Here is a 25,581-nt window from a genome sequence, read left to right on the forward strand (position 1 = left end):
TATGTTGAATCCAAAGTTACACTCCAAAAGGTTCACATCATAATTTCATGAGCAAGTCCATACATTTTTGAAGCGCAGGATTGCGATTATCGGTTTTCCAGACCATGCTCAGCACCGCCCGTTGTTTTATGTTCTTCATTTCAATAAACTTTACCTTCATCTGAAATCCATGTTGAAGCGTCGTCGGTACAATAGCAATGCCCAATTTATTCTCCACCAATTTAAAAATGGTTTGTGCATGTACCGATTTATGGGACACATTCGGAACAAATCCACTATCTTCACAAATACTGAGCACGGTATCGTAGTACATGGGACTGTAATCTTGAGAAAAAAGGATAAAATCCTCATCTGCCACTTGGTTGATGTTCTTAAAATTCTTTTCATTCAAAGGATGGTCTTTTGGCAGCACCAAAGAAAAGGTGTCTTCAAAAACAGGTCGGACATCCAGACCTTTTGGTACGCGGGACAATCGGACAAAACCAAGATCCAATCGGTCTGCCAGTATCGCATTGATTTGCGCCCGGTTCGAAAGCTCTTCCAAAGTGGTATGGACTGTTGGGTATTTTTCCTTCAATCCCAGCAATAAATTGGGCACCACATTTTGCATGGCCGAACCCAAAAAACCGATTCGCACCTCCCCCAATTGCCCTTCTCCTATAAGTTTTATCTGTTTTTTGGTCTGCTCCAGATGATTTAAGATAAACTCGACCTCCTTTTTTAAAAACTCCCCCGCAGGAGTCAGGCTCACCTTTTTCTTGTCCCGAACAAACAATTGGGTGCCCAATATTTCTTCCATCTGTTTGATTTGCGTACTCAAACCAGGTTGGGAAATAAACAACTTTTCGGCTGCTTTTCTGTAATGAAGCTCTTCGGCCACTGCCAAAAAGTAGATGAAATGTCGAAGCTCTATCTGATAATTCATAGTTATTGATTATTACAAAAATAAGTATTGGTAATTATTAAACCTAATTGATACTTTTGAATAACCGTGATTAATCATCTAAACAAAAAGCTGTCAGGTCGAGCGCAGTCGAGACCTTATTTTTAAACTTTGAGTCGCTTAACTTCTCGACTGCGCTCGAAGTGACAGCCAAACACCATTGATTTCAATTAATCCTTGGGTAATTTAATTTCAACAACATGGCGATAGACCGAACATTTCAATTTGGTGAAGACCATTTAACCGCAAGCATAGCTTTGGGTATGGCCCATGGCTCCATAAAAGGTATTCTTACCGATGAATGCCTGCAACATGTAAATGCGAGTTACCAACGTGTACAGCGTATCGTGGAAAAAGGCGATACAGTGTATGGCATCAATACGGGTTTTGGCCCATTGTGCAGCACCAGAATATCCAAGGAAGACACCAAAATCCTTCAATCCAATATATTAAAAAGTCATAGTGTGGGAGTGGGCGAACCTATTTCCACTGAATTGGCAAAAATCATGTTGATTCTTAAAATCCATGCTTTGGCTAAAGGGTTTTCCGGTATTGCCGAAACCACCCTGCAACGTATGCTTTGGCATTTGGAAAACGATGCCATTCCCGTGGTTCCCTCTCAAGGTTCCGTAGGGGCTTCTGGCGATTTGGCCCCACTTTCACATTTATTTTTGCCATTGATTGGTTTAGGCAAAGTGGAATACAACGGAAAGACCATCCCAACCGAGGAATTATTCCAAAAAACGGGATTACAACCTTTGGAACTGGGACCAAAAGAAGGTCTTGCCTTAATCAATGGAACCCAATTTATTGCTGCTCATAGTGTGATGTTGGTTCATAAACTGCAATATTGTTTACGGCATGCGGACATTATCGGCGCCATGATGCTCGAAGGACTACAAGGTTCCATGAAACCCTTTTTTGAGGAATTGCACGAACTAAGACCCTTTAAAGGGAACCAACACGTAGCGGGCAGAATCCGTACCCTGCTTCAAGGTTCTGAGATTTTGGAAGACCATATCGATTGCGAACGGGTGCAGGACCCCTACTCCCTTCGTTGTATGCCACAAGTGCACGGTGCCTCACGTAATGCTTGGCTTCATTTGAAAGAGCTCTTAGAGATTGAACTTAACTCGGTGACAGACAATCCTGTCATCATAAATGATGAATTGACCATTAGCGGTGGAAATTTCCACGGACAGCCCTTGGCCATGGCATTGGATTATGCCGCACTGGCCGCTTCGGAAATTGGAAACATCTCCGACCGACGCATCTATCTGGCGCTCGAGGGTAACAGTCCGGGTGTTCCGAAATTGTTGATGAACGATACGGGTATCAACTCAGGGTATATGATTTTGCAGTACACCTCCGCAGCATTGGCCAGTGAGAACAAAAGCTTGTGTTTTCCTGCCAGTGCGGACAGCATTCCCACCTCCTTGGGACAGGAGGATCATGTGAGTATGGGCTCCATCAGTGGTAGAAAAGCACTGAACATTATTGAGAATGTAGAGAAAATTCTAGCCATTGAACTATTGACCTCGGCCCAAGCATTCGAATACAGAAAACCATTAAAATCAGGAATTCTGTTGGATGAAATCCATACATTTCTGAGAACCAAGGTGGCCTTTGCCGAAAGCGACCGTGTCTTTGCTGATGACATTGAAAAAGGAATCGAAATCATTCAAAACAGGGAAATCATTGATTTGGTAGACCGTGTGATGGACGAAAAACAACTGAAGTGGAACGCACCACATCTTGATGAATTTGAAACATACTAAAATGAACAGACCACTTTTAATAGGACCTTTTACCCAATTGATACCCATGACGAACCTCCCCTTAAAAGGAGCGCTGAAAGATGAACAATTGACCATCATCGAAAACGGGGGCATTTTGGTTTCCGAAGGAAAAATTCTCAAAGTCGGTGTTTTTGATGATTTAAAATCCGAAGATGTCGATGTGCACCATATCGAAGGCCAACATGTTTGCCTGCCCGGATTTATAGACTCGCACACCCATATATGTTTTGGCGGAACGCGTGCCCGTGACTACGCTTATCGAAATGCCGGAAAAACCTATTTGGAGATTGCAAAAGCAGGTGGCGGTATTTGGGATACCGTGACCCAGACCCGAAAGGCATCACAACAAGAATTGGTTGAAGGGATTGTTTCCAGAAGCCAAAAACATCTCAAAAATGGGGTCACTACTATCGAAGTAAAAAGCGGTTATGGTCTTTCTGTGGATGAAGAATTGAAAATGCTACGCGCCATCAAACAGGCCAACGAAACCTCAAACGCAACCTTGGTCCCGACCTGTTTGGCAGCCCACATGAAGCCGAAAGATTGGGATCAGGACAAGAATTATTTGGACGTCATCATAAATGAATTGTTCCCGATCATCAAAACCGAAAACTTGGCCAAGCGCGTGGATGCTTTTGTGGAAGAAAGTGCTTTTTCCACCGAAGAAATTAAACCGTATTTTCAAAAAGCAAAGGAAATGGGATTCGATATTACCGTACATGCCGACCAATTTACCACGGGAGGCAGCCAAGTAGCCGTAGATTTTGACGCGGTGAGTGCCGACCATTTGGAAGCCAGTACCGAAAAAGAAATCCAACTGTTGGCCAAAAGCAACACCATTGCAACGGCGTTGCCCGGGGCATCCATCGGTTTGGGTTGTGCCTACACCCCTGCCCGTAAAATTTTGGATGCAGGCGGTGCTTTGTCCATTGCCAGCGACCACAATCCAGGGTCTGCGCCCATGGGCGACCTGTTGACCCAGGCCAGTATTTTGGGAACTTTTGAAAAACTCTCCAACACCGAAGTACTTTCAGGAATTACGTTTAGAGCCGCTGCCGCTTTGCGTTTGGCAGACCGGGGAAAACTGGAATCAGGGTCACAGGCAGATTTTGTGGTTTTTCCAACAGATAATTATCAGGAGATTACCTATCACCAAGGGCAATTAAAGCCAAGCCAAGTTTGGAAAAAAGGAACGCCCATCCACTAATACATTGCATCATGACCGAATTTCAGCAACAAATAGTACAAGGCATACCCGATCAGCTTCCCACAAAAAAAGCCTATCCCAAAAATGGGAATCCAGCTCCAAAGCGTAAAGACATTCTTTCCAAAGAGGAGAAAAAACTGGCCGTACAAAATGCGCTTCGTTATTTTCCCGAAGCTTGGCACAAAGAACTTGCTCCTGAATTTACGAAGGAACTCAAAACCTATGGCCGCATTTATATGCATCGGTTTAAGCCCGATTATGAAATGTATGCCCGACCTATTTCGGAATATCCTGCTAAAACGCATCAGGCAGCAGCCATCATGCTGATGATTCAGAACAATTTGGATCCTGCCGTGGCACAACACCCCGAAGAATTGATTACCTACGGAGGCAATGGGGCGGTTTTCCAAAACTGGGCACAGTACCTGCTCACGATGGAATATTTGGCAGAAATGACAGAGGAACAGACCTTGAACATGCATTCTGGGCATCCAATGGGTCTTTTCCCATCATCCAAAGAAGCACCAAGAGTAGTGATTACCAACGGGATGATGATTCCCAACTACTCCAAACCCAACGATTGGGAACGTTTCAATGCCCTTGGCGTTACCCAATACGGACAAATGACCGCAGGTTCCTACATGTACATTGGACCACAGGGCATTGTGCACGGAACCGCCATTACGGTCATGAATGCGTTCCGAAAAGTGTTGGAGAAAAACGAATCCCCCGAAGGCAAGATTTTCTTGACAGCTGGACTCGGCGGCATGAGCGGTGCCCAACCCAAGGCTGGGAATATTGCAGGAGGCATTACTATTTGCGCGGAAGTCAACCCCGAAGCTGCCAAAAAACGCCACGACCAAGGTTGGGTGGATGAACTTTTGGTGGATTTGGACCTGTTGGTCGTTCGTACGAAAGAAGCCATTGAAAACAAAGAAGTGGTTTCCTTGGCGTACATCGGCAATGTGGTGGATGTTTGGGAACGTTTTTACGAAGAGGATATTTTTATCCATTTAGGTTCCGACCAAACCTCGTTACACAATCCTTGGGCGGGCGGTTATTATCCCGTTGGACTTTCTTTTGAAGAATCCAACGCTTTGATGGTGGAAAATCCAGATACATTCAAGGAAAAAGTACAGGAATCATTGCGAAGACAAATCAATGCCATCAACAAACACACCGCAAAGGGTACCTATTTTTTTGATTATGGCAATGCCTTTTTATTAGAAGTTTCCCGTGCAGAGGGTGATGTGATGGCCGAAAATAATATCGATTTCAGGTACCCTTCCTACGTACAGGATATTTTGGGACCCATGTGCTTTGACTACGGATTTGGACCCTTCCGATGGGTCTGTACATCTGGTGACCCAAAGGACCTTCAAAAAACGGATGCCATAGCCCTTGAAGTCATGAAAAAGATAAAATCCGAAGCTCCAGAAGAAATCCAACAACAAATGCAGGACAACATCAAATGGATTTCGGATGCGGAACAAAACAAATTGGTAGTGGGTTCACAAGCTCGAATCCTTTATGCTGATGCCGAGGGACGAAGCAAGATTGCGGATGCTTTCAACACAGCTATTGCCAAGGGGGAAATCAGTGCTCCCGTGGTGTTGGGACGCGACCATCACGACGTAAGCGGAACGGATTCGCCTTTTAGAGAAACCAGCAATATTTACGATGGTAGCAAGTTCACCGCCGATATGGCCATTCAAAATGTGATTGGCGATAGTTTTAGAGGTGCGACTTGGGTCTCCATCCACAACGGTGGCGGCGTTGGCTGGGGCGAAGTTATCAATGGTGGGTTTGGTATGGTACTCGATGGTTCCAAAGAAGCCTCCAAACGATTGAAGAAAATGTTGTTTTTTGATGTTAACAATGGTATTTCCCGAAGAAGTTGGGCCAGGAACAAAGAAGCCCGCTTTGCCATTGAACGAGAAATGGAACGCTCCCCCGATTTAAAGGTAACTTTGCCGTATCTTGTAGATTCCGATATTTTGGACCATCTTTTTTAATGTGATGAAACACTACGAACCCCCGAAAAAAGACCTTTGGACCGGCAGAGTCTCCAATAAATGGTTGTATCTGCACGAAAAAGTGCATTGTACACCCTTGGAGGAACTTCCCGAAGCACAGAAAAAATCCATTTCCCTTTTGGGCTATGCCTGCGATGCCGGTGTGCATCGGAACCAAGGTCGTGTGGGTGCAGAAGATGGCCCGGATGCCATCAAAAGCAGTTTTGCCAAAATGCCCAACCACTTAGGCAGTAATGTGCTTTTGCACGATGTGGGCTCGATAACTTGCACCAATAGCGATATGGAATCTGCCCAAGAACAACTGGCTGAAGCAGTCAAAACTCTTTTGGAGAAAAAACAGTTCCCAATTGTTTTGGGCGGTGGGCATGATATGGCCTACGGGCACTTCAGCGGCATCAAAACATATTTGGATGATAAAAAAGAAGGGCAAACCCTCGGCATCATAAATTTTGATGCGCATTTTGATTTGCGGAAAAATACGGAGCAGAGCAATTCGGGCACTCCGTTTTATCAGATAGCGAAAGACTGCGAAAAAAAGGGCATCGATTTTAACTATCTCTGTCTCGGCATCCGTAAAGATGCCAACGACCGAAATCTATTTCAAACGGCAAGGGACCTTGATGTCATCTATGTGATGAACGATACGTTCCAAATTCCTCTACTGGAAGAAATCACAACCTGGATCAATGCCTTCGCCAAAAATGTGGACCACATTTATGTGACCATCGACTTGGATGGGTTCTCTTCGGCCTACGCGCCTGGGGTCAGTGCTGCTTCGCCCATGGGTTTTAGCCCATATATGGTTTTGGAATGTTTAAAAACGATTATCGGCTCTGGAAAACTCATCAGTATGGATATTGCCGAAATGAATCCGAAGTACGACATTGACGGACAAACGGCAAAATTGGCCGCTTCGCTAGTGCATCATATAGCGCATAGTGTTTCTGGAAGTTGACATTTTAAAGGTTGAGATTTCTCACACTTCTCCCGATAGCTATCGGGATTTGGTTCGAAATGACATGACCATTCAAAGAAGATTAACTGGTCATTTCGAAATGAGGAACGCAGTGACGATTGAGAAATCCAATTGTTATTTTAGCCATTAATACTATAAATTGTTTGATACGAATTTCCACTAATTTTTATTAGCTGTACCCTTCCCTACACAAACAAAAAAAGCCTTCCAAAAGGAAAGCCTTTCATTGGCGAGCATCGGTTTGATGCTTCAACCTGATTCCAATCATCGCGACTGGAATCCAACACAACGGAACAAAGATAACAAAGGATTTTGAACTTGCCGTCTTTTCAATAAAAATCAGGTTAAAATCATCCCCAGAAAACAAATTTCTTATTCTACTCGGAACATAGCCAATGGTTTGAAACGCCTGCCTGTCCGCCCTACAGGCTGGCGCTCGGAGATGAGACTGTTCGTTTTTGACAAATCATCAAACTGCTTTGATCACATAGGTAACCACTCCCCAAATAATCAAGTCGCTTTCGCTAAGCACCTTTATGGGTTTAAAACTCTCATTTGCGGGCATTAGGGTAATAGTATTCTTTTCTATGTGCAACCGTTTTACGGTAAACTCACCATCCAAATAACAAACGGCAATCTTGCCATGTTCCGGGTCTAAACTGCGGTCTATGACCAAAAGATCCCCATCATCCAGTCCTGCGCCTATCATGGATTCTCCACTCACCCTCGCATAAAAAGTCGCTTCTTTGTTTTTGATCAAGGTTTTGTCCAAACTGATGCGTTTTTCCTTAAAATCGTCTGCAGGTGAAGGAAACCCTGCGGATACGGTATTTTTGGACAAAGGCGCACCCTCACTTTGTTCTTCGCTTGGCACATAAAAAGTAAGTGATTCTGTTTCTGGCAATTTTTTGGAAGTCATTTTACTTTGATGATGTCATTAATGTTTGTGGTGTATTTAGGCGAAAGATGTTTTTGACGCATCTTCCATGTTCTTTCCAAATCTTGATTGGCTATTTTCATTTTGTGAGTGCCATATTTATCATTGATACCGTCCATAACTTGCATGAGCTTATGGTGTTTTGGGTTTTCGGACAGGAACAGATCCAATTGTCTCTCATTGGTAGGCACCAGTCCCGACACGATCACCCCTGCCTTTTTATACTTGATTCCTGGTTTGAAGAGTGCCACAGCTGCCCTAACCGCATAATTGCTAATAGTGAGGCTTGAATCCGTAGCATAAGGCAGCGTAATGATAAGACTGCTCCTATCTTGTGGCTCATCCTTTTTGTGCCTGTCACTTCTTAAAAGCACAACCAAATAGTTACAACTGCTTCCTTGGCTCCTCAATTTTTCGGCACAACTGGTCGCAAAAGTGGATATCCTCTCTTTGATATTTTCAATATCGGAATAGGTGCTTTCAAAACTTCTGGTAGTGGCTATGGCCTTTTTGTCACGGGTGTCATCGTCCAAATCCAATGTCGGGATGCCCTCCAAATCTTTCTTCAGCCTAAGACCAATGATGGCCATTTGTTTTTTTACCCATTCATCCGACAGTTGGGTAAAATCATAGGCTGTTTTTATATTTTTGGTCTGGAGCCGCTTCTGGTTTCCCCGCCCTATCCCCCAAACGCTTTCAATCTTGGTCCATTTTAAGGCTTTGATCCTTCTTTCATCAGAATCAATAACGTACACACCCCCTGTTCTGGACTTTAGTTTTTTGGCAATCTTATTGGCTACTTTGGCCAATCCTTTTGTGGGCGCTATACCAATACTGATAGGGATTCCTGTACATTTTTGGACCATTCGTTGGATTTCCCTTCCGTAAGCATCAAAGTCATAACTTTTGAAACCATCAAACTTTAAAAAAGCTTCATCCACACTGTATACTTCCATATTGGGGGTGAATGTCCCTAGAATATTCATTACTCTACTGCTCATATCGCCATAGAGGGGGTAATTGGATGAAAACACTTTGATGCCATTTTCCTTACAAAATTGTCTGTACTTAAACTCCGGGGCGCCCATGGGCAATCCGAGTTCCTTTGCTTCATCGCTTCGCGAGATAAAACAGCCATCGTTGTTGGACAGGATACCCACAGGAACATTATTGAACTGGGGCTGAAACGCCCGTTCACATGAGGCATAAAAGTTATTGCAATCTACAAGGGCGAACATGCTTTTTAAAATACTCGATTTTTGCTAAATTACATAGTAAATATATTGCGATACAAATTCAAATTAAAGGTAATTCCATTCAGTGGACAAGGTTATCCAAAGTTGCAAGAAATAGCTATCCAACCTCAAAAACCCTATATTAAGGCATGCAAGAACAATTTACCAGAAACGTTTCCCTTACCGGCAACATCAAATTCACAGGCCTACAAATTAAAGAACCCATGCAAACCGCAGCAGGTTTTTTAGGAGTTAAAGAAGCATTGAGACATAGCTTTAAAGAAATGGGGATTGTCAATTCCATGCGGAGCCTGTTAGAAATGAACCAAGAGGATGGATTTCGTTGCCCAAGCTGTGCCTGGCCCGTACCAGAACATCCGTCTAAAATTGCAGAATATTGTGAAAATGGTGCAAAAGCCTTGGCCGACGAAGCAACTAGAAATCATATTGGAGCAGATTTTTTTTCAGAACACTCGGTGGAGGAACTGTCCAGATTAAGTGATTTTGAACTGAATAAACTAGGACGCATTGTAGAACCGATGGTTCTAAGGTCAAACAGTATTCACTATGAACCCATCACTTGGCAAGATGCGTTTGAGTTGATCTCGGATGAACTGCACCAATTACAAGACCCTAACGAGGCCATTTTTTATACTTCGGGCCGATCTAGCAACGAGGCTGCCTATCTCTATGGGATGTTCGCTCGTGCCTTTGGCACCAACAATATGCCGGATTGCTCCAATATGTGCCATGAATCATCAGGAGTAGCGCTTTCTGAAACCTTGGGAATCGGGAAAGGTTCCGTAAAACTGGATGATTTATATGGTGCAGAAGTCATTCTTGTAGTGGGGCAAAATCCGGGTACAAATCACCCAAGAATGCTATCTGCCTTGGAAAAGTGTAAAAAGAACGGCGGTAAAATCATCAGTATAAATCCATTGGCAGAAACAGGATTGGTCAATTTTAAAAATCCACAAAGTTTAACTGCTATGTTTGGCAACGCTGAACCGCTAGCAGATATTCATCTACCCGTAAAAATCAATGAAGATGTTGCCTTGGCCAAACTAATTCTGAAAAAATTAGTGGCACTTGACGCCAAAAACTCCAATGTCATCGACCATGAATTTATTGTTGAATATGTTGATGGATATGATGCCTTATTGAAAGATTTGGGCCGATATGACACGGAAAGCCTTCAGCAAAGAACCGGGGTCTATATGCGAAAAATAGACAAGGTGGTCGAATTATTGGCCAAAAATTCCAAGATTGTGGTGTGCTGGGCCATGGGAATCACCCAACACAAAAATGCAGTGGATTGCATCAAGGAATACGTGAATATTTTGTTGCTAAAAGGCGCAGTCGGCAAACCATTTGCCGGCACCTGTCCTGTTCGGGGACACAGTAACGTACAAGGTGACCGCTCTGTTGGCATTATGCATTACGTCAACAAAACCCTTAATTCCAAAATACAGGAACATCTCAATTTTGACCCTCCTACCAAAAAAGGTTACGATACGGTAGAGGCCATAAAAGCGATGTATGAGAAAAAGGCCAAGGTCTTTGTCTGCTTGGGAGGAAATTTTGTAATGGCAGCCTCGGATACCCAATACACGGCCGAAGCCATTCAAAATTGTGATTTGACCGTACAAATCAGCACCAAACTGAACCGTAGCCATTTGGTGACCGGCAAAACTGCCTTATTGTTGCCCACATTTGGTCGCTCCGAAAAAGATGAAAAGAACGGAGAGCTCCAATTTTTGACCATGGAGAGCAGTACTGGAAAGGTAAGACAGAGCAAAGGATTATTAAGACCTGCTTCTGAGCACATCAAAAGTGAGCCAGAGATTATTTCTTTATTGGCCCACACTTATTTTCGGGGAAACCATTCCATGAACTGGTACGAGCTTGGACAAGATTACAACTTGATTCGGGAATTGATAGACAAAACCGTAAAGGGATTTGAAAATACAAGCGAACAATCCAAAGGTTTTGGATACTACCTACCCAACAATGTACGCAATCGGGATTTTAGAAAACTTCCCAACGGTATGGCACAATTGTCCATTACCCCATTGCCCGACCATCAACTGAAGCCAGATGAACTATTGTTGATGACCATTAGATCCCACGATCAGTTCAATACTACCATCTACGGATTGGATGATCGTTACCGTGGCATACATAATGAACGCCGTGTGGTTTTTATGAACGAAGAGGACATGAAGGAAAGGGGGTTAGAGCAAGCTGATATTGTGCATCTTCATAGCAACTATGATGGTATACAGCGTACGGCCGAAAAATTCCTCGTAATCAAATATCAAATTCCAAAAGGAAACATGGCTGCCTATTTTCCTGAAACCAATATGCTGGTGCCGCACAATCATTTTGCCGACAAGAGCCAAACGCCCATCAGCAAATCGATTAAAGGTACCGTAGAAAAGGCTTCGTAATGTATTATTTGAAGGCCTGAATACCTGTAATATCGGCTCCCGTAATCAACAAGTGAATATCGTGCGTGCCTTCATAGGTTATTACACTTTCGAGGTTCATCATGTGACGCATTATGCTGTACTCTCCGGTGATTCCCATACCTCCAAGCATCTGCCTTGCTTCTCTGGCGATTTTTATAGCCATTTCCACATTGTTGCGTTTGGCCATGGAAATTTGAGCCGTTGTGGCTTTACCATCATTCTTTAATTGCCCCAAACGAAAAGCCAATAGCTGTGCCTTGGTAATTTCTGTAATCATTTCGGCCAATTTCTTTTGCTGAAGTTGATAGGCCGCAATGGGCTTCCCAAACTGAACACGTTCTTTGGCATAACGGAGGGCGGTATCATAACAATCCATGGCAGCGCCAATAGCTCCCCAAGCAATCCCATACCGAGCTGAATCCAAACATCCCAAGGGTGCACCCAATCCATTTTTGCCGGGTAAAAGATTTTCTTTGGGCACTTTTACGTTATCAAAAATAAGTTCTCCGGTGGCGGAGGCTCTTAACGACCATTTGTTATGGGTCTCTGGTGTGGAAAAACCTTCCATGCCTCGTTCCACGATAAGCCCGTGTATTCTTCCTTCATCGTTTTTGGCCCATACCACCGCAACATCGGCAAATGGCGAGTTGGATATCCAGAGTTTGGCTCCGTTCAGTAGGTAGTGGTTCCCTGCATCCTTGAACTTAGTTTCCATCCCTCCCGGGTTGGAACCATGATTGGGTTCTGTAAGTCCAAAACACCCCATCCACTCTCCTGTGGCCAACTTTGGAAGATATTTTTTACGCTGTTCTTCGTTACCGTATGCAAAAATCGGATACATAACCAAGGAAGACTGAACGGACGCAGTTGAACGAACTCCACTATCACCACGCTCTATCTCTTGCATGATCAAACCATAACTGATCTGGTCCAGCCCGGCACCACCGTACTCTTCAGGAATATAGGGCCCAAAAGCACCAATTTCGGCAAGCCCCCCGATAATCTGTTTGGGAAACTCTGCTTTTTGAGCAAACTCCTCTATTATGGGCGATACATCGCGCTTTACCCATTGACGGGCTGCATCTCTAACCAGTTTATGCTCCTCGGAAAGCAAATCATCCAAGTTATAGTAATCTGGGGCTTCAAATAAGTCGGGCTTCATGCTGAATAAATTTTAGTAAATATAACATTTCATCTACGCATTGTTACATTTTTAAATAAAATGCTTGCGTTAATTTGATGTATTCCTCGGTGTATTGATGTCTTGCTGTCTCAATAACCAAATCATCAATGACGGTCTCCTTTTTATTGAAGTTGAACTCCATCAAACTCCGTTTAAAATCCGAATCAGGATTACCTTTTACCCTTGTGATTCTCATCGGAAACAATCCTACCTTGTTGGCCAAGGCGATAAATGAATCTTCTTCCTTAAAAGGGATGATAACCGAAAAAATGCCATTGTCAGTCAAAAAATGGGATACCCCTTGAACTAATTCCTCAAAAGGAAGCGAACTATTTTGCCTTGCACTGTCCCGGGATTGGCTGCTACTGGCCACTTCTTCAGTATAAAATGGTGGATTGGAAACAATCAAATCATATTTGTCGTCCATTTCATTCACAAATTCATCAAAACCCGCATGATAACAGAACAGTCTGTCTCCCCACGGGGAAGCCTCAAAATTGTAGACGCACTGTTCATAAGCGTCATCGTCAAGCTCTATGGCATCTATAGTCTCGGCCACCGAACGTTGGGCAAGTTGCAGTGCAATAAGTCCGGTCCCTGCTCCTATATCCAAAATGGATTCAGGATAATTGTGCAAAGATGCCCAAGCGCCCAACAATACCCCATCGGTACCGACCTTCATGGCACATTGGTCTTGATGGATAGTAAATTCTTTGAATTTGAATGGTTTCATTGCATCAAAGATAAAGCAATACATGTACCTGATTTACAAATATCAATTGAAACAGGGCATTCGTTAGTTCAAACAGGGCATTCGTTAATTCTACCGTTTGCAAATCAAATGAATATGGTTAATTAGCCTACAACTAAAGGGGATAGTCCCCGATAAAATCATTACCAAATTATTTAAACTTTTTTATGATTATGAAGAAAATCTTATTTTCACTACTACTTATGTTTGCCGTAGCACAAGTTTCACAGGCACAAGAAGAAGGTAAATTCCGTGTTGGGTTAGACTTGGGTTACACAATGCCAGATGGTGGAGGCGGAGTATTGATAGCTATTGAACCAAAGTACAATATCGCCGACAACATGAACATTGGTCTTCGATTTGAATCTGCTGCCATGGCCAAAAATGTAACTTCTGATGGAGTATCTTTAGAGGCTAGTTTGGCCGCAAGCGGAACCTATTCAGGTACTTTTGACTATTATTTTACCTCTGGAAGCTCTTCCTTTGCCCCATTTATGGGTGCTGGAATTGGATATAGCTCCATAGCCAATATAGATTTTGATGAATCAGGCCCTGACAGTGAAGAAATTGAGTTGGATGGAAAGTTTGGAGGGCTTATCCGTGCAGGTTTTGAGCTTGGTAAACTACGTTTAGCTGCAAGTTATAACCTTATCGGCAAGTCTGATCTAGGAGAAGGCATTGAAGTAAAAAACTCCTACTTGGGCATATCTCTAGGATTCTACCTAGGTGGTGGCAAGTGGAAAAAATAAAATTTCGTCGAGTTTTGTTAAGTGAAGAGGGGGCTATTTTGCCTCCTTTTTATTTTATCCCAAATATAAATCTACCAAACCTTCGGGAGTTTTAACATGGATGGTTTTATTTTCCCTATCCACTTTGATAATAATGTCATCACTAACGGGAATCAATAACTCCTTATCCCCTTTCTTGATTTCAAATAAATCTTGAGAAGCACTATCGTTCACGGATTCTATGATACCAATATCACCGTGGACCTCATCCATAACGGTAAAACCGATTACTTCATGGAAATAAAACTTGTTTCCCTTTAGCGGCGGCAGCATGGTAAGTGGTAGATAAAGTTCCGAACCGACAATATTATCGGCACTGGATTCGTCCTTAACCTCTTCAAAATCGATGCGGAGCAAATTGGATTTGTGCAATCGGCATCTATCAATAAAAAATGGAATCAGGTTGTTTCCAAAAGAAACAAGCACTGATTCCATATTTTCGTAGATATCGGGCTCATCGGTGTCCAATTTAACCAACACCTCGCCCTTAAAACTATATTTTGAAACGACTTTGCCCAGGTAGAAACAGTCTTCCTTGCGCATCGCCTAACGTTTCTATTCTTCTTTTTTGTCAGCTTCTTCAGCGGCAGGAGCTTCCTCAGCAGGTGCTTCTGCAGTAGTTTCCTCGGTTGAAGCTTCAGCAGCTGTTTCTTCAGCAGCCTCCTCTGCTACTTCCTCTTCAGGTAGTGCAGCGGCAGCTCTCTTCTCGTTAACCTCTTTTTCAGCTTCCAAGGCTTTTGCTCTAGCCTCTGCATCGGCCTTGCTCAATCCATCTTTCTTATCTTGGATTTTTTGCTCTTTCTCTTCCAACCAAGCGTTGAATTTTTCTTCAGCTTGCTCTTCGGTCAATGCTCCTTTGCGAACACCGCCCAACAAGTGATGCTTCAACAAAACACCTTTATAAGAAAGGATTGCTCTTGCAGTATCTGTAGGTTGCGCACCGTTTTGCAACCATTTTACGGAACCATCAACATCTAGATTGATTGTAGCTGGATTGGTATTTGGGTTGTATGTACCCAATTTTTCCAAAAACTTACCGTCTCTTTTTGCTCTAACATCGGCAGCAACTACCCAATAGAATGGTTTACCTTTTTTACCGTGTCTCTGAAGTCTAATTTTTACTGGCATATCACATTAATTTGTAGGGTGCCCGACCCTGATTATTAATTCTTTTTTATTCGCTTATCCGTTAAGCGGGTGCAAATATACACTTATTTGTTTATAGCACAGTAATTAAACCAAAAAAAGTTAAATGGCTTTAACAACTGACGGTCCTTCCGTTAAACCTATTTTAAACCCTCCTCTATTTTTGGTTTTGAGCATGTTAACCCTTAGTTTAAATATAGAAGTCATCGAAAAACGATGACCATTAACCTAAAATGAAGAGAGATTATGAAGTATACAGTAGAAATGTCGTACAAATTAAATGAACTTTTGGAAAGAACCTATGATGCTGAAAAAGGATTTAAACAAGCAGCTGATAAGGTAGATAATAAAACTATCAAGCAATTTTTCTTGGATAGCCACAATCAACGTGAAAATTTTGGAAAAGAGCTCAAAGCTGAGATTATGTCGTTTGGAGAACAACCAGAAGATAGTGGAAGCACTAAAGGCAGTATCCACAGATCATGGATCAATTTTAAATCCGTTTTCTCTTCCAACAATGAAGAAGCAATGTTAGAAGAAGTACATCGCGGAGAAAAAGAAGCGATAGAAACTTACAACGATATTCTTCAGGATAAAGATTTTGTGTTGCCACCAACCACGGAAAGTTTGTTGATGAAGCATAGAAATGCCATCAGAAACACCTTGGAAACGGCAAACATTTTTGAAACAGCAGTATCATAATTCCAAAAGTTAATAGATACAATCAGCGGAAAAAAGTCGGGATATATTCCCGGCTTTTTTTAGTTGATAACTCCTAAAAACTCTATTTCTCCAAATCTATCTTCTTCCGTAATTTTATCTATTCTTTTTTTGACAGATACAGATAGCCTATGTACTTGATTTTTGACACGGAAACCACTGGTTTGCCCAAACGCTGGGACGCCCCGATTACCGATACTGACAACTGGCCCAGATGCGTTCAGATAGCTTGGCAGTTGCATGATGAACTCGGCAATCTGATAGAGCACCAAGACTTTTTGGTAAAGCCCGAAGGTTTCAACATCCCGTATGAAGCGGAACAGATACATGGCATATCCACCGCACTGGCTGAAGAAAAAGGCGTGCCTTTAAGCGAGGTTTTGGAAGCTTTCAACAAAGCTTTGCAACAGACCAAATTTGTGGTGGGTCAAAATGTGGGGTTCGATATCAACATTATGGGATGCGAGTTCCACCGGGAAAGTGTGGAAAGTCCTTTGACCGAACTCCCAGTTCTCGATACCTGTACCGAGCACACCGCAGAGCTTTGTAAAATACCGGGAGGACGTGGCGGTAAATTCAAATTGCCCACCCTAACCGAACTGCACGAATTCTTGTTCGGCGAGCCCTTTGCCGAAGCGCACAACGCCACGGCGGATGTGGAAGCCACAACGCGCTGTTTTTTGGAACTGGTCCGTAAAAAACAATATTCCTATCAAGAACTGGATGTGCAACCCGATTATTTTGAGCGTTTCTCCGAGGCCAATCCGCAGGAGATAGAGCTCATCGGGCTAAAGCACATCAACCTAAAGGCAGCATCAAAAAAAATTGCCGATGCCCTTTGGGCCGAAGATACCGGTGGGGTTTCCGACGCGGAAATCAAAGAGAATGTGGAAACTTTGGAGGACGAACCCTTTGTTCACCTGCACAACCACTCCCAGTTTTCGGTACTCCAGTCCACCATCAACATAAAAGATTTGGTAAAGGCCACTGCCAATCATGGCATGCCTGCCGTTGCCCTTACTGACCACGCCAATATGATGGGCGCCTTTCACTTTGTGAAAGAAGTGATGGGGCACAACAAAGCGGCAAAGGCCAAGAACGAAGAACTTGTCGCCAATGGCGAAGAACCTACCGAGAAAGAAATTACCCCCATCGTTGGTTGTGAATTCTTCGTTTGCGAAGACCACACCAATAAAAACGTAAAGGACTACGGACATCAAATTGTGCTATTGGCCAAAAACAAAAAAGGCTACCACAACTTGGCCAAAATGTCCTCCATTGCGTATACCAATGGTTTCTATTACGTGCCCAGAATCGATAAAAAGGTGATTGAGCAATACAAGGAAGATGTAATTGCCCTTACCGGAAACCTATATGGCGAAGTGCCCAACAAAATCCTGAACGTTGGGGAAAACCAAGCAGAAGAAGCACTTCTGTGGTGGAAAGAACAGTTCGGTGACGATTTCTACATTGAGATCATGCGTCACGGTCAAGAGGATGAAGATCGGGTCAACCAAGTTTTGGTACGAATGGCGAAAGACCATAACGTAAAACTTGTTGCCACCAACAACACCTATTATTGCGATAAAAAAGATGCCGAAGCACACGATATTCTACTGTGTGTAAAAGATGGCGAAAAACAATCCACACCCATTGGTCGCGGACGAGGTTATCGTTACGGACTGCCTAACCAAGAGTACTATTTTAAGTCTTCGGACGAAATGAAGGAACTCTTCAAAGATTTGCCCGAAGCCATATTGAACATCAAGGAAATCGTGGACAAAATCGAGCCGTACGACCTTGCCAGTGATATTTTGCTGCCCAAATTCAGTATTCCCGAGGAATTCAAGGACCCACAAGACGATGTAGATGGAGGCAACCGTGGTGAGAACGCCTACTTAAGGCACATTACCTATAAAGGTGCCGAAAAACGGTATGGAGAACTGACCGATGAAATTCGGGAGCGGATAGACTTTGAGCTGGAAATCATTAAAAACTCCGGATATCCAGGTTACTTTTTGATTGTGGAAGACTTTATCCGTGAAGCAAGGAACATGGATGTTTCCGTAGGTCCGGGAAGGGGTTCTGCCGCTGGGTCTGTAGTTGCATATTGCTTGACGATTACCAATATCGACCCCATGAAGTATGACCTACTTTTTGAGCGGTTCCTAAATCCGGACAGGGTATCCATGCCCGATATCGATATTGATTTTGATGATGAGGGCCGTAGCCGAGTAATGGACTACGTGATCAATAAATATGGTGCAAACCAAGTGGCGCAAATCATTACTTACGGTACCATGGCCGCCAAATCATCCATTCGGGATACCGCCCGGGTTTTGGATTTGCCCTTGGGCGATGCCGACCGTATTGCCAAGTTGATTCCCAACATGTCCAAGCTCAACAAGATATTTGGCGTTGAGGAGAACGAACTTAAAAAGAAGTTCCGTTCCGAGGAACTCGAAAAAGTATACGAGCTTCTCAATATAGCCGAAACCGATGATCTAGAAGGACAAACCTTAAAAATGGCTCGTGTTCTCGAGGGTTCGCTGCGAAATACAGGAATCCATGCCTGCGGGGTCATCATCACCCCGGACGATATTACCAACTTCGTACCCGTTTCTGTCGCCAAGGATTCCGACCTGTACGTTACCCAGTTCGACAACTCGGTGGTGGAAAGTGCCGGTCTGTTGAAAATGGATTTCTTGGGATTGAAAACCTTGACCCTGATCAAGGACACCGTCAAAATTGTAAAAGCAAGAACAGGAATAGAGTTGGTCCCCGATGATTTTCCGTTGGATGATGAAAAAACATACGAGCTTTTTCAACGAGGTGAAACAGTAGGGGTGTTCCAGTACGAATCCCCAGGGATGCAGAAACACATGAAAAACCTGAAACCTACGGTTTTTGATGACCTTATCGCCATGAACGCCCTCTACCGCCCCGGTCCCATGGAATACATTCCCAGTTTTATTGCACGTAAACATGGTGATGAAGAAATAACCTATGACCTTCCGGACATGGAAGAGTACCTACAAGAAACCTACGGGATTACGGTATACCAAGAGCAGGTGATGTTGCTCTCGCAAAAATTGGCCGGTTTCTCCAAAGGTGATGCGGATGTACTTCGAAAAGCCATGGGTAAAAAGATTTTTGCCCTGCTGGAAAAGCTAAAACCACAGTTCCTGGATGGTGGCGAAAAAAATGGACACCCACGGGATGTTCTGGAAAAAATATGGAAGGATTGGGAAGCATTTGCCTCCTATGCATTCAACAAAAGTCACTCTACCTGTTACGCCTACATCGCCTATCAAACAGCTTATCTAAAGGCCCACTACCCTGCCGAATACATGGCAGCAGTGTTGTCCAACAACATGAACGACATCAAACAGGTCACCTTCTTTATGGAAGAATGTAAACGGATGGGACTGGAAGTTTTGGGGCCGGACGTCAACGAATCCTACTATAAATTTGCTGTAAACAAGGACAATGCGGTACGTTTTGGTATGGGGGCCATAAAAGGCGTGGGACGCTCTGCTGTGGAAACCATAGTTGAAAACCGCAAAGACGGGGGAGCATATAGATCCATCTTTGACATGGCAAAAAGGGTCGACCTGCGGGCGGCCAATAAAAAAGCTTTCGAGAACCTAGCATTGGCAGGTGGTTTCGATTCGTTCGGAAATACACACCGAGCACAATACTTTCATGATGAAGGAGACGGCATTACTTTTTTAGAAAAAGCGGTAAAATACGGTTCCAAGTTCCAAGAGAACCAAAATTCGTCACAAGTAAGCCTTTTTGGCGAAGCGAGCGATGTACAGATTCCAGAGCCCATTGTTCCTCCTTGTGAGGAATGGGGCACCATGGAAAAGCTCCGTCGCGAAAAGGAAGTGGTCGGTATTTATATTTCAGGCCACCCATTGGACGATTTCAAAAAAGAAATCAAGGCTTTCTGTAAAAATACCGTTAGCGATTTCGCCCGATTGGAAGAGCATGTAAATCGTGAACTCACAGTCGCCGGGGTCATTACCGATGTTCAGCACCGCGTTTCCAAAAACGGTAAAGGCTGGGGCCTCTTTACATTGGAAGATTATAATGAATCCTACGAATTACGGATTTTTGGAGAGGAGTATTTAAAGTTCCGTCACTTTTTAATGATCAATTCTTTCGTACATGTGCGAGCGTTCGTTCGTGAAGGCTGGGTAAACCGGGATACGGGCAAAAAAGGTGACCCAAGGCTTCAGTTCAACGATTTTAAACAGCTTCAGGATGTAATGGATGCCTTTGCCAAAAAGCTCACCATCAAACTGAATATAGATCGCCTGCAAGAGCAACGCATCAAAACACTTAAGGACACTTTAACATTGCATAAGGGGGACCATCCGATAAGTTTTGTAATTTATGAGATGCAAGAGGAAATCAAACTCAAACTATCGAGCCGAAAACAAAAGGTAAAGATAAACAGCGAGTTACTTTCCGAACTGGAAGCACATGAGATTCATTACAAGTTGAATTAGACCATAATTATTGTCAATAGCGCAATAATTAAAACGAATACGCCCTATGTAAGTTAGATGGGCATTATTTGACTAACTTTGCATAATATTAAAACAAATAAGATGGCACTAGAAATAACAGATGCGACTTTTGACGAAGTTGTTTTAAAAAGTGACAAGCCTGTCCTAGTCGATTTTTGGGCAGCATGGTGTGGGCCTTGTAGAATGGTAGGTCCAATCATTGAAGAAGTAGGACAAGAATACGATGGCAAAGCTGTTGTTGGTAAAGTTGATGTTGATGCAAACCAACAGTTTGCTGCTAAATACGGCGTACGTAACATCCCTACTGTTTTGGTTTTTAAAGATGGTGAAGTTGTAAACCGTCAAGTAGGTGTATCTCCTAAAAAAACCTATACAGATGCTATTGATGCAGCACTGTAAAACAAAACTTGGAATTAGATTTTAAAAAAGGTTTGGCAAATGTCAAACCTTTTTTATTATATCTTGTCTTTCAGAAATCAGTTTATGGACGTACGATCGGAACTCAGTAAAGCCACCTTTTTCCAAAACTTGGAGCTTTTGGCCCATCAAATTGTGGAGGGGTTTATCAGCGGCATTCACAAAAGTCCGTTCCATGGATTTTCGGCAGAGTTTGCCGAACATAAGATTTACAACCCCGGACAGAGCACCAAACACATCGATTGGAAGCTCTTTGCCCGGACGGACCGCCTGTACACCAAACGTTTTGAGGACGAGACCAACCTGCGCTGCCATATGATTTTGGACAACTCGGCCTCCATGCACTATCCGGAGGTGAAGGAATATTCCTTGGACCACCTCAATAAAATTAGTTTTGGGATACTTTCCATTGCCGCTTTGATGCAGGTTTTGAAAAAACAACGGGATGCAGTGGGTCTCAGCATTTATTCTGACACGTATGATTTTCATGCTTCGGAAAAGAACAGTGAACGCCATTTTCAAATGCTGTATTCCAAACTAAATGAGGTAGCAGCGCATAAAACAAATACCAAAGAGACCAAAACCTACACATTCCTGCATCAAATAGCAGAAAAAATACATCGAAGGAGCTTGATTTTTCTCTTTACCGATATGTTTCAGACAGAAACCGAGGAGGAAAAACTTTTCGAGGCCTTGCGCCATCTCAAATACAACAAACATTCGGTAGTTCTTTTCCATCTTTTAGATAAAGAGCATGAACTCAACTTTAATTTTGACAATACGCCCAAACGTTTTGTGGATGTGGAAACGGGTGAACAGATAGATTTGTATGCCGATTCCATTAAGAAAGCATATTCAGAAAAAGTGCTAAAATATCAGAAGGATCTCAAACTAAAATGTGCCCAATACCAAATAAAGTATGTGGGCGTAGATGTTCGATCCGGCTTTTCCCAAGTATTGAACTCGTTTATGATAGAGAGGCAAAAATTCGGTTAATTATTTTTTTAAAAAAATGTTTTGCCATATCCGAAATGAGAATGTATATTTGCACTCGCTTTAAAAAAGCAAATGAACAAGATTTGAATCCGACTGTTGTCGGAGTCTAGAAAGATAAAATCATTGGTCTGGTAGTTCAGTTGGTTAGAATACCTGCCTGTCACGCAGGGGGTCGCGGGTTCGAGTCCCGTCCAGACCGCAAAAAGCTCCGAGAAATCGGAGCTTTTTTGGTTTTACACCTTTGCTTTATTTCAATAAAAAAGTCCCCATTACTAAGGCAACAGGGACTTACTTTCTATCAGTACAACTTTATTATTCAGAAACAATAAAGAGACTGGCGATGGCAACTGCATCATCTCCTGATAATGCTTCGTCATATGCTTCAGTGGATGCTTCCATGCTAAATGAAGGGCCGCTTCCCAATGTGGTTACGTCCACACCTCCCTGAACTACATTTTCCTCACCATTGTATACAGCCTGTGTAGCTTCAGGCATACCGGCGCCACGCTCATTGTTGGTAATCCAGCCTTTAAGACCTCTCAATCTTCTTACTTCAGAGGCGTGCATGGCTTCTACGGCATGTATCTGCAAAGCAGGAGTCAAGAAGTCAGACCCCAACAAATTACCAGCCTGCCCTTTGTAGGCCCTTACCCCAGTATCTTCAAACGCTTGGGCGAGTGCCAATAATTGAGCATAAGCGGTTTCTTGACCTACGCCGTTCTCATTGAACGGGTCAAAAGCACCTCCAGCGGTAAAATCGAAAGTAGGTTTTTCTACCGGGGTAACTCCTGCACCTTCCAATCCTGCAATCAGGAAATCAACATGTGCTTGTTCGTGCTTTGAAATTTGCATGTAAACTGTTTCTGGCCTACCACTTGGCAATACTCCGGATTGAAGGGCCAAATCATAAAACTCGTCCTCCAAATACTCCAAGGTCAATGCCAATTGCAATGCACTTACCGGGTCGCTTCCTGAATCTTGTGCAAAGGTTTTATTTGGCATTGTGGCCAATCCAAAGGGAATTGCACTTAACATTGCCTTTTTACCAAGCGAACCTAAGGTACCGAACATGTCCCGGCGCGATGGCTTGCCCTCCAATAGGGTTTCATTAGTAAATCCGTCCAAAAATTTTATAATATCCATATTGTATATCTTTTTTAAAGTTTAAGGTAAATTGTTTGCTGTGAAAGGAGTCTGTATGAATCCCGTATCTCCTACTGCGGAAAGAACCACCGATGGGTCCAAAGCTGCTGCAAGTCCGGTGTCCGTAGTTACATAATCATCTCCGGCGAAATCTGTGGAACCTGGGTTAAGCAGTGTCCGAATTGCGGAAGCATGCCTCGCCTCTACAGATACAATCTTCCCTGCCAATAGCAGATATCCAGGGTTGCTGATCAGACGGCCTGCACCATTGTAGGCTGCCACTCCAGTATCTTCCAATACACTTGCAGTGGTAAGCACTTGCTCCCTGTTATTGAAATCCAAATCACCATAATCAAATTCCAGTGTAGGAAGTACCAACTCAGTATTACCCTCTACGGCTGCAGTAATAGCTGTCTTAAAAAAGTCCCTATGGTTTACTTCATGATAATAAAGGTCTGTCAACACTTGCATTTCCTCATCGGATATGTTCGCATAAAAGGAATTTACGACCTTGGTGTAAAAATCAGCTTCCAACTGTTCCAGTGCATATGCATAATTAAGGACACCCAAATCTCCTTGACCAAGATCAAAAATATCTGGATTTGGATTTGGGTCTGGGTCCGGCATCATTCCCATTCCATTGTCATCGTTGCTACAGGCCACCAAAAGACCAGCTCCAACAACTCCCATACCTCCCAATTTTAGAAACTGGCGGCGGTTTGTTGCCTTTTCTACCGGTTTTACTTTGACTATACTTTTTCTCATAAGGCGAATTGTTTTAAAAGGTTAATACGATCCTACTTACGAGGTATATGAGAAGTGGTTTGGTCTTAAATGTTAAAAAAATGTGAAAGCTTTGAAATCTTCTTGTTTTTTAACTCAAAACGCAGGAAAAATTAAAAAGAAGTATAAAAATCTACATTACCTGAATTTTAAACATACTTCTGTAAGTATTTGATTTATAAATATATTACAATCCAATAGACATATCTTTTAATTAAATTGAATGTCTTCAGCCCTGATGTATGGAAATCTCGGTATATGGTAAAAAAATATACATCTTTCATTATATAAAACCCGACACCTATAACGTTATAGCTAACATAAACCTCTTGTATTATTGGGATTTAAGGCCTGATTTTCTTACCTTTGTATCGATGAACGTCAAGCTCCACGAGAGAAAAAACTGTAGAATCCTAAGTTTTAATTATCTGGTATTCAGAAACCAGCCAGATAAGTTCATTCCGCCTACCTTTTAATTACCTTCCCTTCACCCGGGAAGTAGACCCTATTACTATGGGAACTTAAGGACCTTTCGTCCATCCTTTTCCATTTAGCCCTAATCGAAGCTTTAACTAAACTAAAAACTTAAAAATTAATCCGTTATCGTTCAAAACAAAAGCATGGTAATTAAGACCTACGATGCCTATACAAGGCTTTCTACCATGGAAGCCGACCGGTTCGCCAATTTTCTCTTTGACCACCAAGAAGGCAAGAGAGCTACAAAAAAAGCCATTAGAAAGGCCATACAATATTCTACCAAAGATATTCCCGGCCTTGGCGGATATGTGTTCGCCATGGAGGATAAAAATGAAATTTTAGGTTTGGCAGTGGTGAACAAAACAGGTATGGGAGATTATATCCCCGAAAATTTTTTGGTCTTCTTTGTGATTCACAGAGACCATAGGAACAATGATATAGAGCAAAAATTATTGGATTATACCCTCCAATATTGCAAAGGGGACGTTGCCGTTCACATTACAGGTGAAAACCAATATCCGAACAAAAAATTTTTTGAAGAAAAAGGGTTCCGTGCAACCCATTTAGAAATGAGATTGAACAGATAAACCATTATATGTTAAAAATTGAAGTTAAGCCAGGCGAAAGTATTGAAAGGGCTCTAAAACGCTATAAAAGAAAGTACAGAAATACAAAGCGTTTGGACCAAATACGAAGCCGTCAAGAATACACAAAAAAATCAGTAGAACGCCGAAAAACACTTAAAAAGGCACAATACAAAGAACAATTCCTGAACGAACAGGAAGACCAATAACATCTAAAATTAAAGTATCAATAACAAAAAAATGAGACTTTCTAGAATTAAAAGGGAAACCAGATATGAAAAACGCTATAGCGTTAAAATGGGAGAGCTTACCACCCGTGTCACCTACATAAAAAGGTACATTATGGGGCTTCCCGTCCGCACTTTGCACAAGTACCGTTCAACCTATTACGGTAAGGTCAAAGACTGCAAAGAATGCAATGTATTATCATAATAAGATCATCATAATTTAT

The 25,581-nt window shown here is 42.7% G+C and carries 22 protein-coding genes and 1 tRNA gene; 14 read left to right on the forward strand and 9 right to left on the reverse strand.

Going from position 1 to position 25,581, the window contains the following annotated elements:
- Positions 1 to 37: 37 nt before the first annotated feature.
- On the reverse strand, positions 38 to 925 hold the full coding sequence (locus DCK90_RS11810) for a LysR substrate-binding domain-containing protein (protein ID WP_108246417.1): 888 nt from the start codon (positions 923 to 925) through the stop codon (positions 38 to 40).
- Between the two features lie 218 nt (positions 926 to 1,143).
- Here DCK90_RS11810 and hutH point away from each other — a divergent pair, with 218 nt between their 5' ends.
- Genes hutH through hutG form a run of 4 tightly spaced genes read left to right on the forward strand, consistent with a single transcriptional unit; the run spans position 1,144 to position 6,940 of the window.
- Entirely contained in the window at positions 1,144 to 2,721 is a 1,578-nt protein-coding gene (gene hutH / locus DCK90_RS11815; RefSeq protein WP_108246418.1) for a histidine ammonia-lyase, read from the forward strand.
- Between the two features lies 1 nt (position 2,722).
- Entirely contained in the window at positions 2,723 to 3,949 is a 1,227-nt protein-coding gene (hutI, locus tag DCK90_RS11820; RefSeq protein WP_108246419.1) for an imidazolonepropionase, read from the forward strand.
- Between the two features lie 11 nt (positions 3,950 to 3,960).
- Positions 3,961 to 5,964, forward strand: coding sequence for a urocanate hydratase (locus DCK90_RS11825; RefSeq protein ID WP_108246420.1), 2,004 nt, complete (start codon positions 3,961 to 3,963; stop codon positions 5,962 to 5,964).
- Positions 5,965 to 5,968: 4 nt separating this feature from the next.
- Positions 5,969 to 6,940 (forward strand): formimidoylglutamase, encoded by a 972-nt coding sequence (gene hutG / locus DCK90_RS11830; RefSeq protein ID WP_108246421.1) that lies wholly within the window; start codon positions 5,969 to 5,971, stop codon positions 6,938 to 6,940.
- Positions 6,941 to 7,430: 490 nt separating this feature from the next.
- On the opposite strand, the gene DCK90_RS11835 is transcribed toward hutG, so the two are convergent.
- Together DCK90_RS11835 and DCK90_RS11840 are read right to left on the reverse strand one after the other, a co-directional pair.
- The gene (locus tag DCK90_RS11835) at positions 7,431 to 7,880 is read right to left on the reverse strand and encodes a LexA family protein (protein WP_108246422.1); all 450 of its coding nucleotides are present in this window, start codon (positions 7,878 to 7,880) and stop codon (positions 7,431 to 7,433) included.
- A complete protein-coding gene (locus DCK90_RS11840; RefSeq protein ID WP_108246423.1) occupies positions 7,877 to 9,136 on the reverse strand; it encodes a Y-family DNA polymerase in 1,260 nt (419 codons plus the stop codon). Before DCK90_RS11840 ends, DCK90_RS11835 begins: the two co-directional genes overlap by 4 nt.
- 146 nt (positions 9,137 to 9,282) lie before the next feature.
- Between DCK90_RS11840 and DCK90_RS11845 the strand changes: the two genes are divergently transcribed.
- Positions 9,283 to 11,583 (forward strand): FdhF/YdeP family oxidoreductase, encoded by a 2,301-nt coding sequence (locus tag DCK90_RS11845; RefSeq protein ID WP_108246424.1) that lies wholly within the window; start codon positions 9,283 to 9,285, stop codon positions 11,581 to 11,583.
- A 4-nt stretch (positions 11,584 to 11,587) separates the two neighbouring features.
- Here DCK90_RS11845 and DCK90_RS11850 read toward each other — a convergent pair whose 3' ends face one another.
- Both DCK90_RS11850 and DCK90_RS11855 read right to left on the reverse strand, forming a co-directional pair.
- A complete protein-coding gene (locus tag DCK90_RS11850) occupies positions 11,588 to 12,766 on the reverse strand; it encodes an acyl-CoA dehydrogenase family protein (RefSeq protein ID WP_108246425.1) in 1,179 nt (392 codons plus the stop codon).
- A gap of 43 nt (positions 12,767 to 12,809) precedes the next feature.
- Positions 12,810 to 13,520 carry a tRNA1(Val) (adenine(37)-N6)-methyltransferase gene (locus DCK90_RS11855; RefSeq protein WP_234414752.1) on the reverse strand — a complete coding sequence of 237 codons (711 nt, stop codon included), beginning with the start codon at positions 13,518 to 13,520 and terminating at the stop codon, positions 12,810 to 12,812.
- Positions 13,521 to 13,711: 191 nt separating this feature from the next.
- Here DCK90_RS11855 and DCK90_RS11860 point away from each other — a divergent pair, with 191 nt between their 5' ends.
- Positions 13,712 to 14,287, forward strand: coding sequence for an outer membrane beta-barrel protein (locus DCK90_RS11860; protein WP_108246427.1), 576 nt, complete (start codon positions 13,712 to 13,714; stop codon positions 14,285 to 14,287).
- 54 nt (positions 14,288 to 14,341) lie between these two features.
- Here the strand turns inward: DCK90_RS11860 and rimM are convergent, their stop codons facing one another.
- Both rimM and DCK90_RS11870 read right to left on the reverse strand, forming a co-directional pair.
- Positions 14,342 to 14,869, reverse strand: coding sequence for a ribosome maturation factor RimM (rimM, locus tag DCK90_RS11865; RefSeq protein WP_108246428.1), 528 nt, complete (start codon positions 14,867 to 14,869; stop codon positions 14,342 to 14,344).
- A 12-nt stretch (positions 14,870 to 14,881) separates the two neighbouring features.
- On the reverse strand, positions 14,882 to 15,454 hold the full coding sequence (locus tag DCK90_RS11870) for a 30S ribosomal protein S16 (protein ID WP_108246429.1): 573 nt from the start codon (positions 15,452 to 15,454) through the stop codon (positions 14,882 to 14,884).
- 264 nt (positions 15,455 to 15,718) lie between these two features.
- Here DCK90_RS11870 and DCK90_RS11875 point away from each other — a divergent pair, with 264 nt between their 5' ends.
- The 5 genes from DCK90_RS11875 to DCK90_RS11895 all read left to right on the forward strand — a co-directional run bounded on the left by DCK90_RS11875 (position 15,719) and on the right by DCK90_RS11895 (position 22,342).
- Complete coding sequence (locus tag DCK90_RS11875) at positions 15,719 to 16,174, forward strand: ferritin-like domain-containing protein (RefSeq protein ID WP_108246430.1); 456 nt, start codon at positions 15,719 to 15,721, stop codon at positions 16,172 to 16,174.
- Positions 16,175 to 16,323: 149 nt separating this feature from the next.
- Positions 16,324 to 20,709, forward strand: a complete 4,386-nt coding sequence (gene dnaE, locus DCK90_RS11880; RefSeq protein WP_108246431.1) for a DNA polymerase III subunit alpha — start codon at positions 16,324 to 16,326, stop codon at positions 20,707 to 20,709.
- 102 nt (positions 20,710 to 20,811) lie between these two features.
- Positions 20,812 to 21,129 carry a thioredoxin gene (gene trxA / locus DCK90_RS11885; RefSeq protein WP_108246432.1) on the forward strand — a complete coding sequence of 106 codons (318 nt, stop codon included), beginning with the start codon at positions 20,812 to 20,814 and terminating at the stop codon, positions 21,127 to 21,129.
- An 84-nt stretch (positions 21,130 to 21,213) separates the two neighbouring features.
- Entirely contained in the window at positions 21,214 to 22,143 is a 930-nt protein-coding gene (locus tag DCK90_RS11890) for a DUF58 domain-containing protein (protein ID WP_108246452.1), read from the forward strand.
- Positions 22,144 to 22,268: 125 nt separating this feature from the next.
- A tRNA-Asp gene (locus DCK90_RS11895) sits at positions 22,269 to 22,342 on the forward strand.
- A 113-nt stretch (positions 22,343 to 22,455) separates the two neighbouring features.
- Here the strand turns inward: DCK90_RS11895 and DCK90_RS11900 are convergent.
- Together DCK90_RS11900 and DCK90_RS11905 are read right to left on the reverse strand one after the other, a co-directional pair.
- Positions 22,456 to 23,286 carry a ferritin-like domain-containing protein gene (locus tag DCK90_RS11900; protein ID WP_108246433.1) on the reverse strand — a complete coding sequence of 277 codons (831 nt, stop codon included), beginning with the start codon at positions 23,284 to 23,286 and terminating at the stop codon, positions 22,456 to 22,458.
- A 21-nt stretch (positions 23,287 to 23,307) separates the two neighbouring features.
- Positions 23,308 to 24,051, reverse strand: a complete 744-nt coding sequence (locus DCK90_RS11905) for a ferritin-like domain-containing protein (protein ID WP_108246434.1) — start codon at positions 24,049 to 24,051, stop codon at positions 23,308 to 23,310.
- A gap of 638 nt (positions 24,052 to 24,689) precedes the next feature.
- Between DCK90_RS11905 and DCK90_RS11915 the strand changes: the two genes are divergently transcribed.
- Genes DCK90_RS11915 through DCK90_RS11925 form a run of 3 tightly spaced genes read left to right on the forward strand, consistent with a single transcriptional unit; the run spans position 24,690 to position 25,562 of the window.
- Complete coding sequence (locus tag DCK90_RS11915; protein WP_108246436.1) at positions 24,690 to 25,133, forward strand: GNAT family N-acetyltransferase; 444 nt, start codon at positions 24,690 to 24,692, stop codon at positions 25,131 to 25,133.
- An 8-nt stretch (positions 25,134 to 25,141) separates the two neighbouring features.
- Positions 25,142 to 25,339: a 30S ribosomal protein S21 gene (gene rpsU / locus DCK90_RS11920; protein ID WP_014033016.1), complete on the forward strand. Its 198-nt coding sequence runs from the start codon at positions 25,142 to 25,144 to the stop codon at positions 25,337 to 25,339.
- 31 nt (positions 25,340 to 25,370) lie between these two features.
- The gene (locus DCK90_RS11925; RefSeq protein ID WP_108246437.1) at positions 25,371 to 25,562 is read left to right on the forward strand and encodes a hypothetical protein; all 192 of its coding nucleotides are present in this window, start codon (positions 25,371 to 25,373) and stop codon (positions 25,560 to 25,562) included.
- Positions 25,563 to 25,581 lie beyond the last annotated feature (19 nt).

This window comes from Muricauda brasiliensis, from assembly GCF_003057865.1.
In the GTDB taxonomy this organism is placed as follows: Bacteria; Bacteroidota; Bacteroidia; order Flavobacteriales; family Flavobacteriaceae; genus Flagellimonas; species Flagellimonas chongwuensis.

What these genes read in the sequence shown, in the direction of transcription:
- DCK90_RS11840 (WP_108246423.1), bottom strand. Translation starts at nt 9,136, where the DNA reads ATGTTCGCCCTTGTAGATTGCAATAACTTTTATGCCTCATGTGAACGG.
- DCK90_RS11860 (WP_108246427.1), top strand. Translation starts at nt 13,712, where the DNA reads ATGAAGAAAATCTTATTTTCACTACTACTTATGTTTGCCGTAGCACAA.
- DCK90_RS11925 (WP_108246437.1), top strand. Translation starts at nt 25,371, where the DNA reads ATGAGACTTTCTAGAATTAAAAGGGAAACCAGATATGAAAAACGCTAT.
- hutH (WP_108246418.1), top strand. Translation starts at nt 1,144, where the DNA reads ATGGCGATAGACCGAACATTTCAATTTGGTGAAGACCATTTAACCGCA.
- rimM (WP_108246428.1), bottom strand. Translation starts at nt 14,869, where the DNA reads ATGCGCAAGGAAGACTGTTTCTACCTGGGCAAAGTCGTTTCAAAATAT.
- DCK90_RS11810 (WP_108246417.1), bottom strand. Translation starts at nt 925, where the DNA reads ATGAATTATCAGATAGAGCTTCGACATTTCATCTACTTTTTGGCAGTG.
- DCK90_RS11915 (WP_108246436.1), top strand. Translation starts at nt 24,690, where the DNA reads ATGGTAATTAAGACCTACGATGCCTATACAAGGCTTTCTACCATGGAA.
- DCK90_RS11890 (WP_108246452.1), top strand. Translation starts at nt 21,214, where the DNA reads ATGGACGTACGATCGGAACTCAGTAAAGCCACCTTTTTCCAAAACTTG.
- rpsU (WP_014033016.1), top strand. Translation starts at nt 25,142, where the DNA reads ATGTTAAAAATTGAAGTTAAGCCAGGCGAAAGTATTGAAAGGGCTCTA.
- dnaE (WP_108246431.1), top strand. Translation starts at nt 16,324, where the DNA reads ATGTACTTGATTTTTGACACGGAAACCACTGGTTTGCCCAAACGCTGG.
- DCK90_RS11905 (WP_108246434.1), bottom strand. Translation starts at nt 24,051, where the DNA reads ATGAGAAAAAGTATAGTCAAAGTAAAACCGGTAGAAAAGGCAACAAAC.
- DCK90_RS11870 (WP_108246429.1), bottom strand. Translation starts at nt 15,454, where the DNA reads ATGCCAGTAAAAATTAGACTTCAGAGACACGGTAAAAAAGGTAAACCA.
- DCK90_RS11875 (WP_108246430.1), top strand. Translation starts at nt 15,719, where the DNA reads ATGAAGTATACAGTAGAAATGTCGTACAAATTAAATGAACTTTTGGAA.
- DCK90_RS11845 (WP_108246424.1), top strand. Translation starts at nt 9,283, where the DNA reads ATGCAAGAACAATTTACCAGAAACGTTTCCCTTACCGGCAACATCAAA.
- trxA (WP_108246432.1), top strand. Translation starts at nt 20,812, where the DNA reads ATGGCACTAGAAATAACAGATGCGACTTTTGACGAAGTTGTTTTAAAA.
- DCK90_RS11850 (WP_108246425.1), bottom strand. Translation starts at nt 12,766, where the DNA reads ATGAAGCCCGACTTATTTGAAGCCCCAGATTACTATAACTTGGATGAT.
- DCK90_RS11900 (WP_108246433.1), bottom strand. Translation starts at nt 23,286, where the DNA reads ATGGATATTATAAAATTTTTGGACGGATTTACTAATGAAACCCTATTG.
- DCK90_RS11855 (WP_234414752.1), bottom strand. Translation starts at nt 13,520, where the DNA reads ATGAAACCATTCAAATTCAAAGAATTTACTATCCATCAAGACCAATGT.
- DCK90_RS11825 (WP_108246420.1), top strand. Translation starts at nt 3,961, where the DNA reads ATGACCGAATTTCAGCAACAAATAGTACAAGGCATACCCGATCAGCTT.
- hutG (WP_108246421.1), top strand. Translation starts at nt 5,969, where the DNA reads ATGAAACACTACGAACCCCCGAAAAAAGACCTTTGGACCGGCAGAGTC.
- hutI (WP_108246419.1), top strand. Translation starts at nt 2,723, where the DNA reads ATGAACAGACCACTTTTAATAGGACCTTTTACCCAATTGATACCCATG.
- DCK90_RS11835 (WP_108246422.1), bottom strand. Translation starts at nt 7,880, where the DNA reads ATGACTTCCAAAAAATTGCCAGAAACAGAATCACTTACTTTTTATGTG.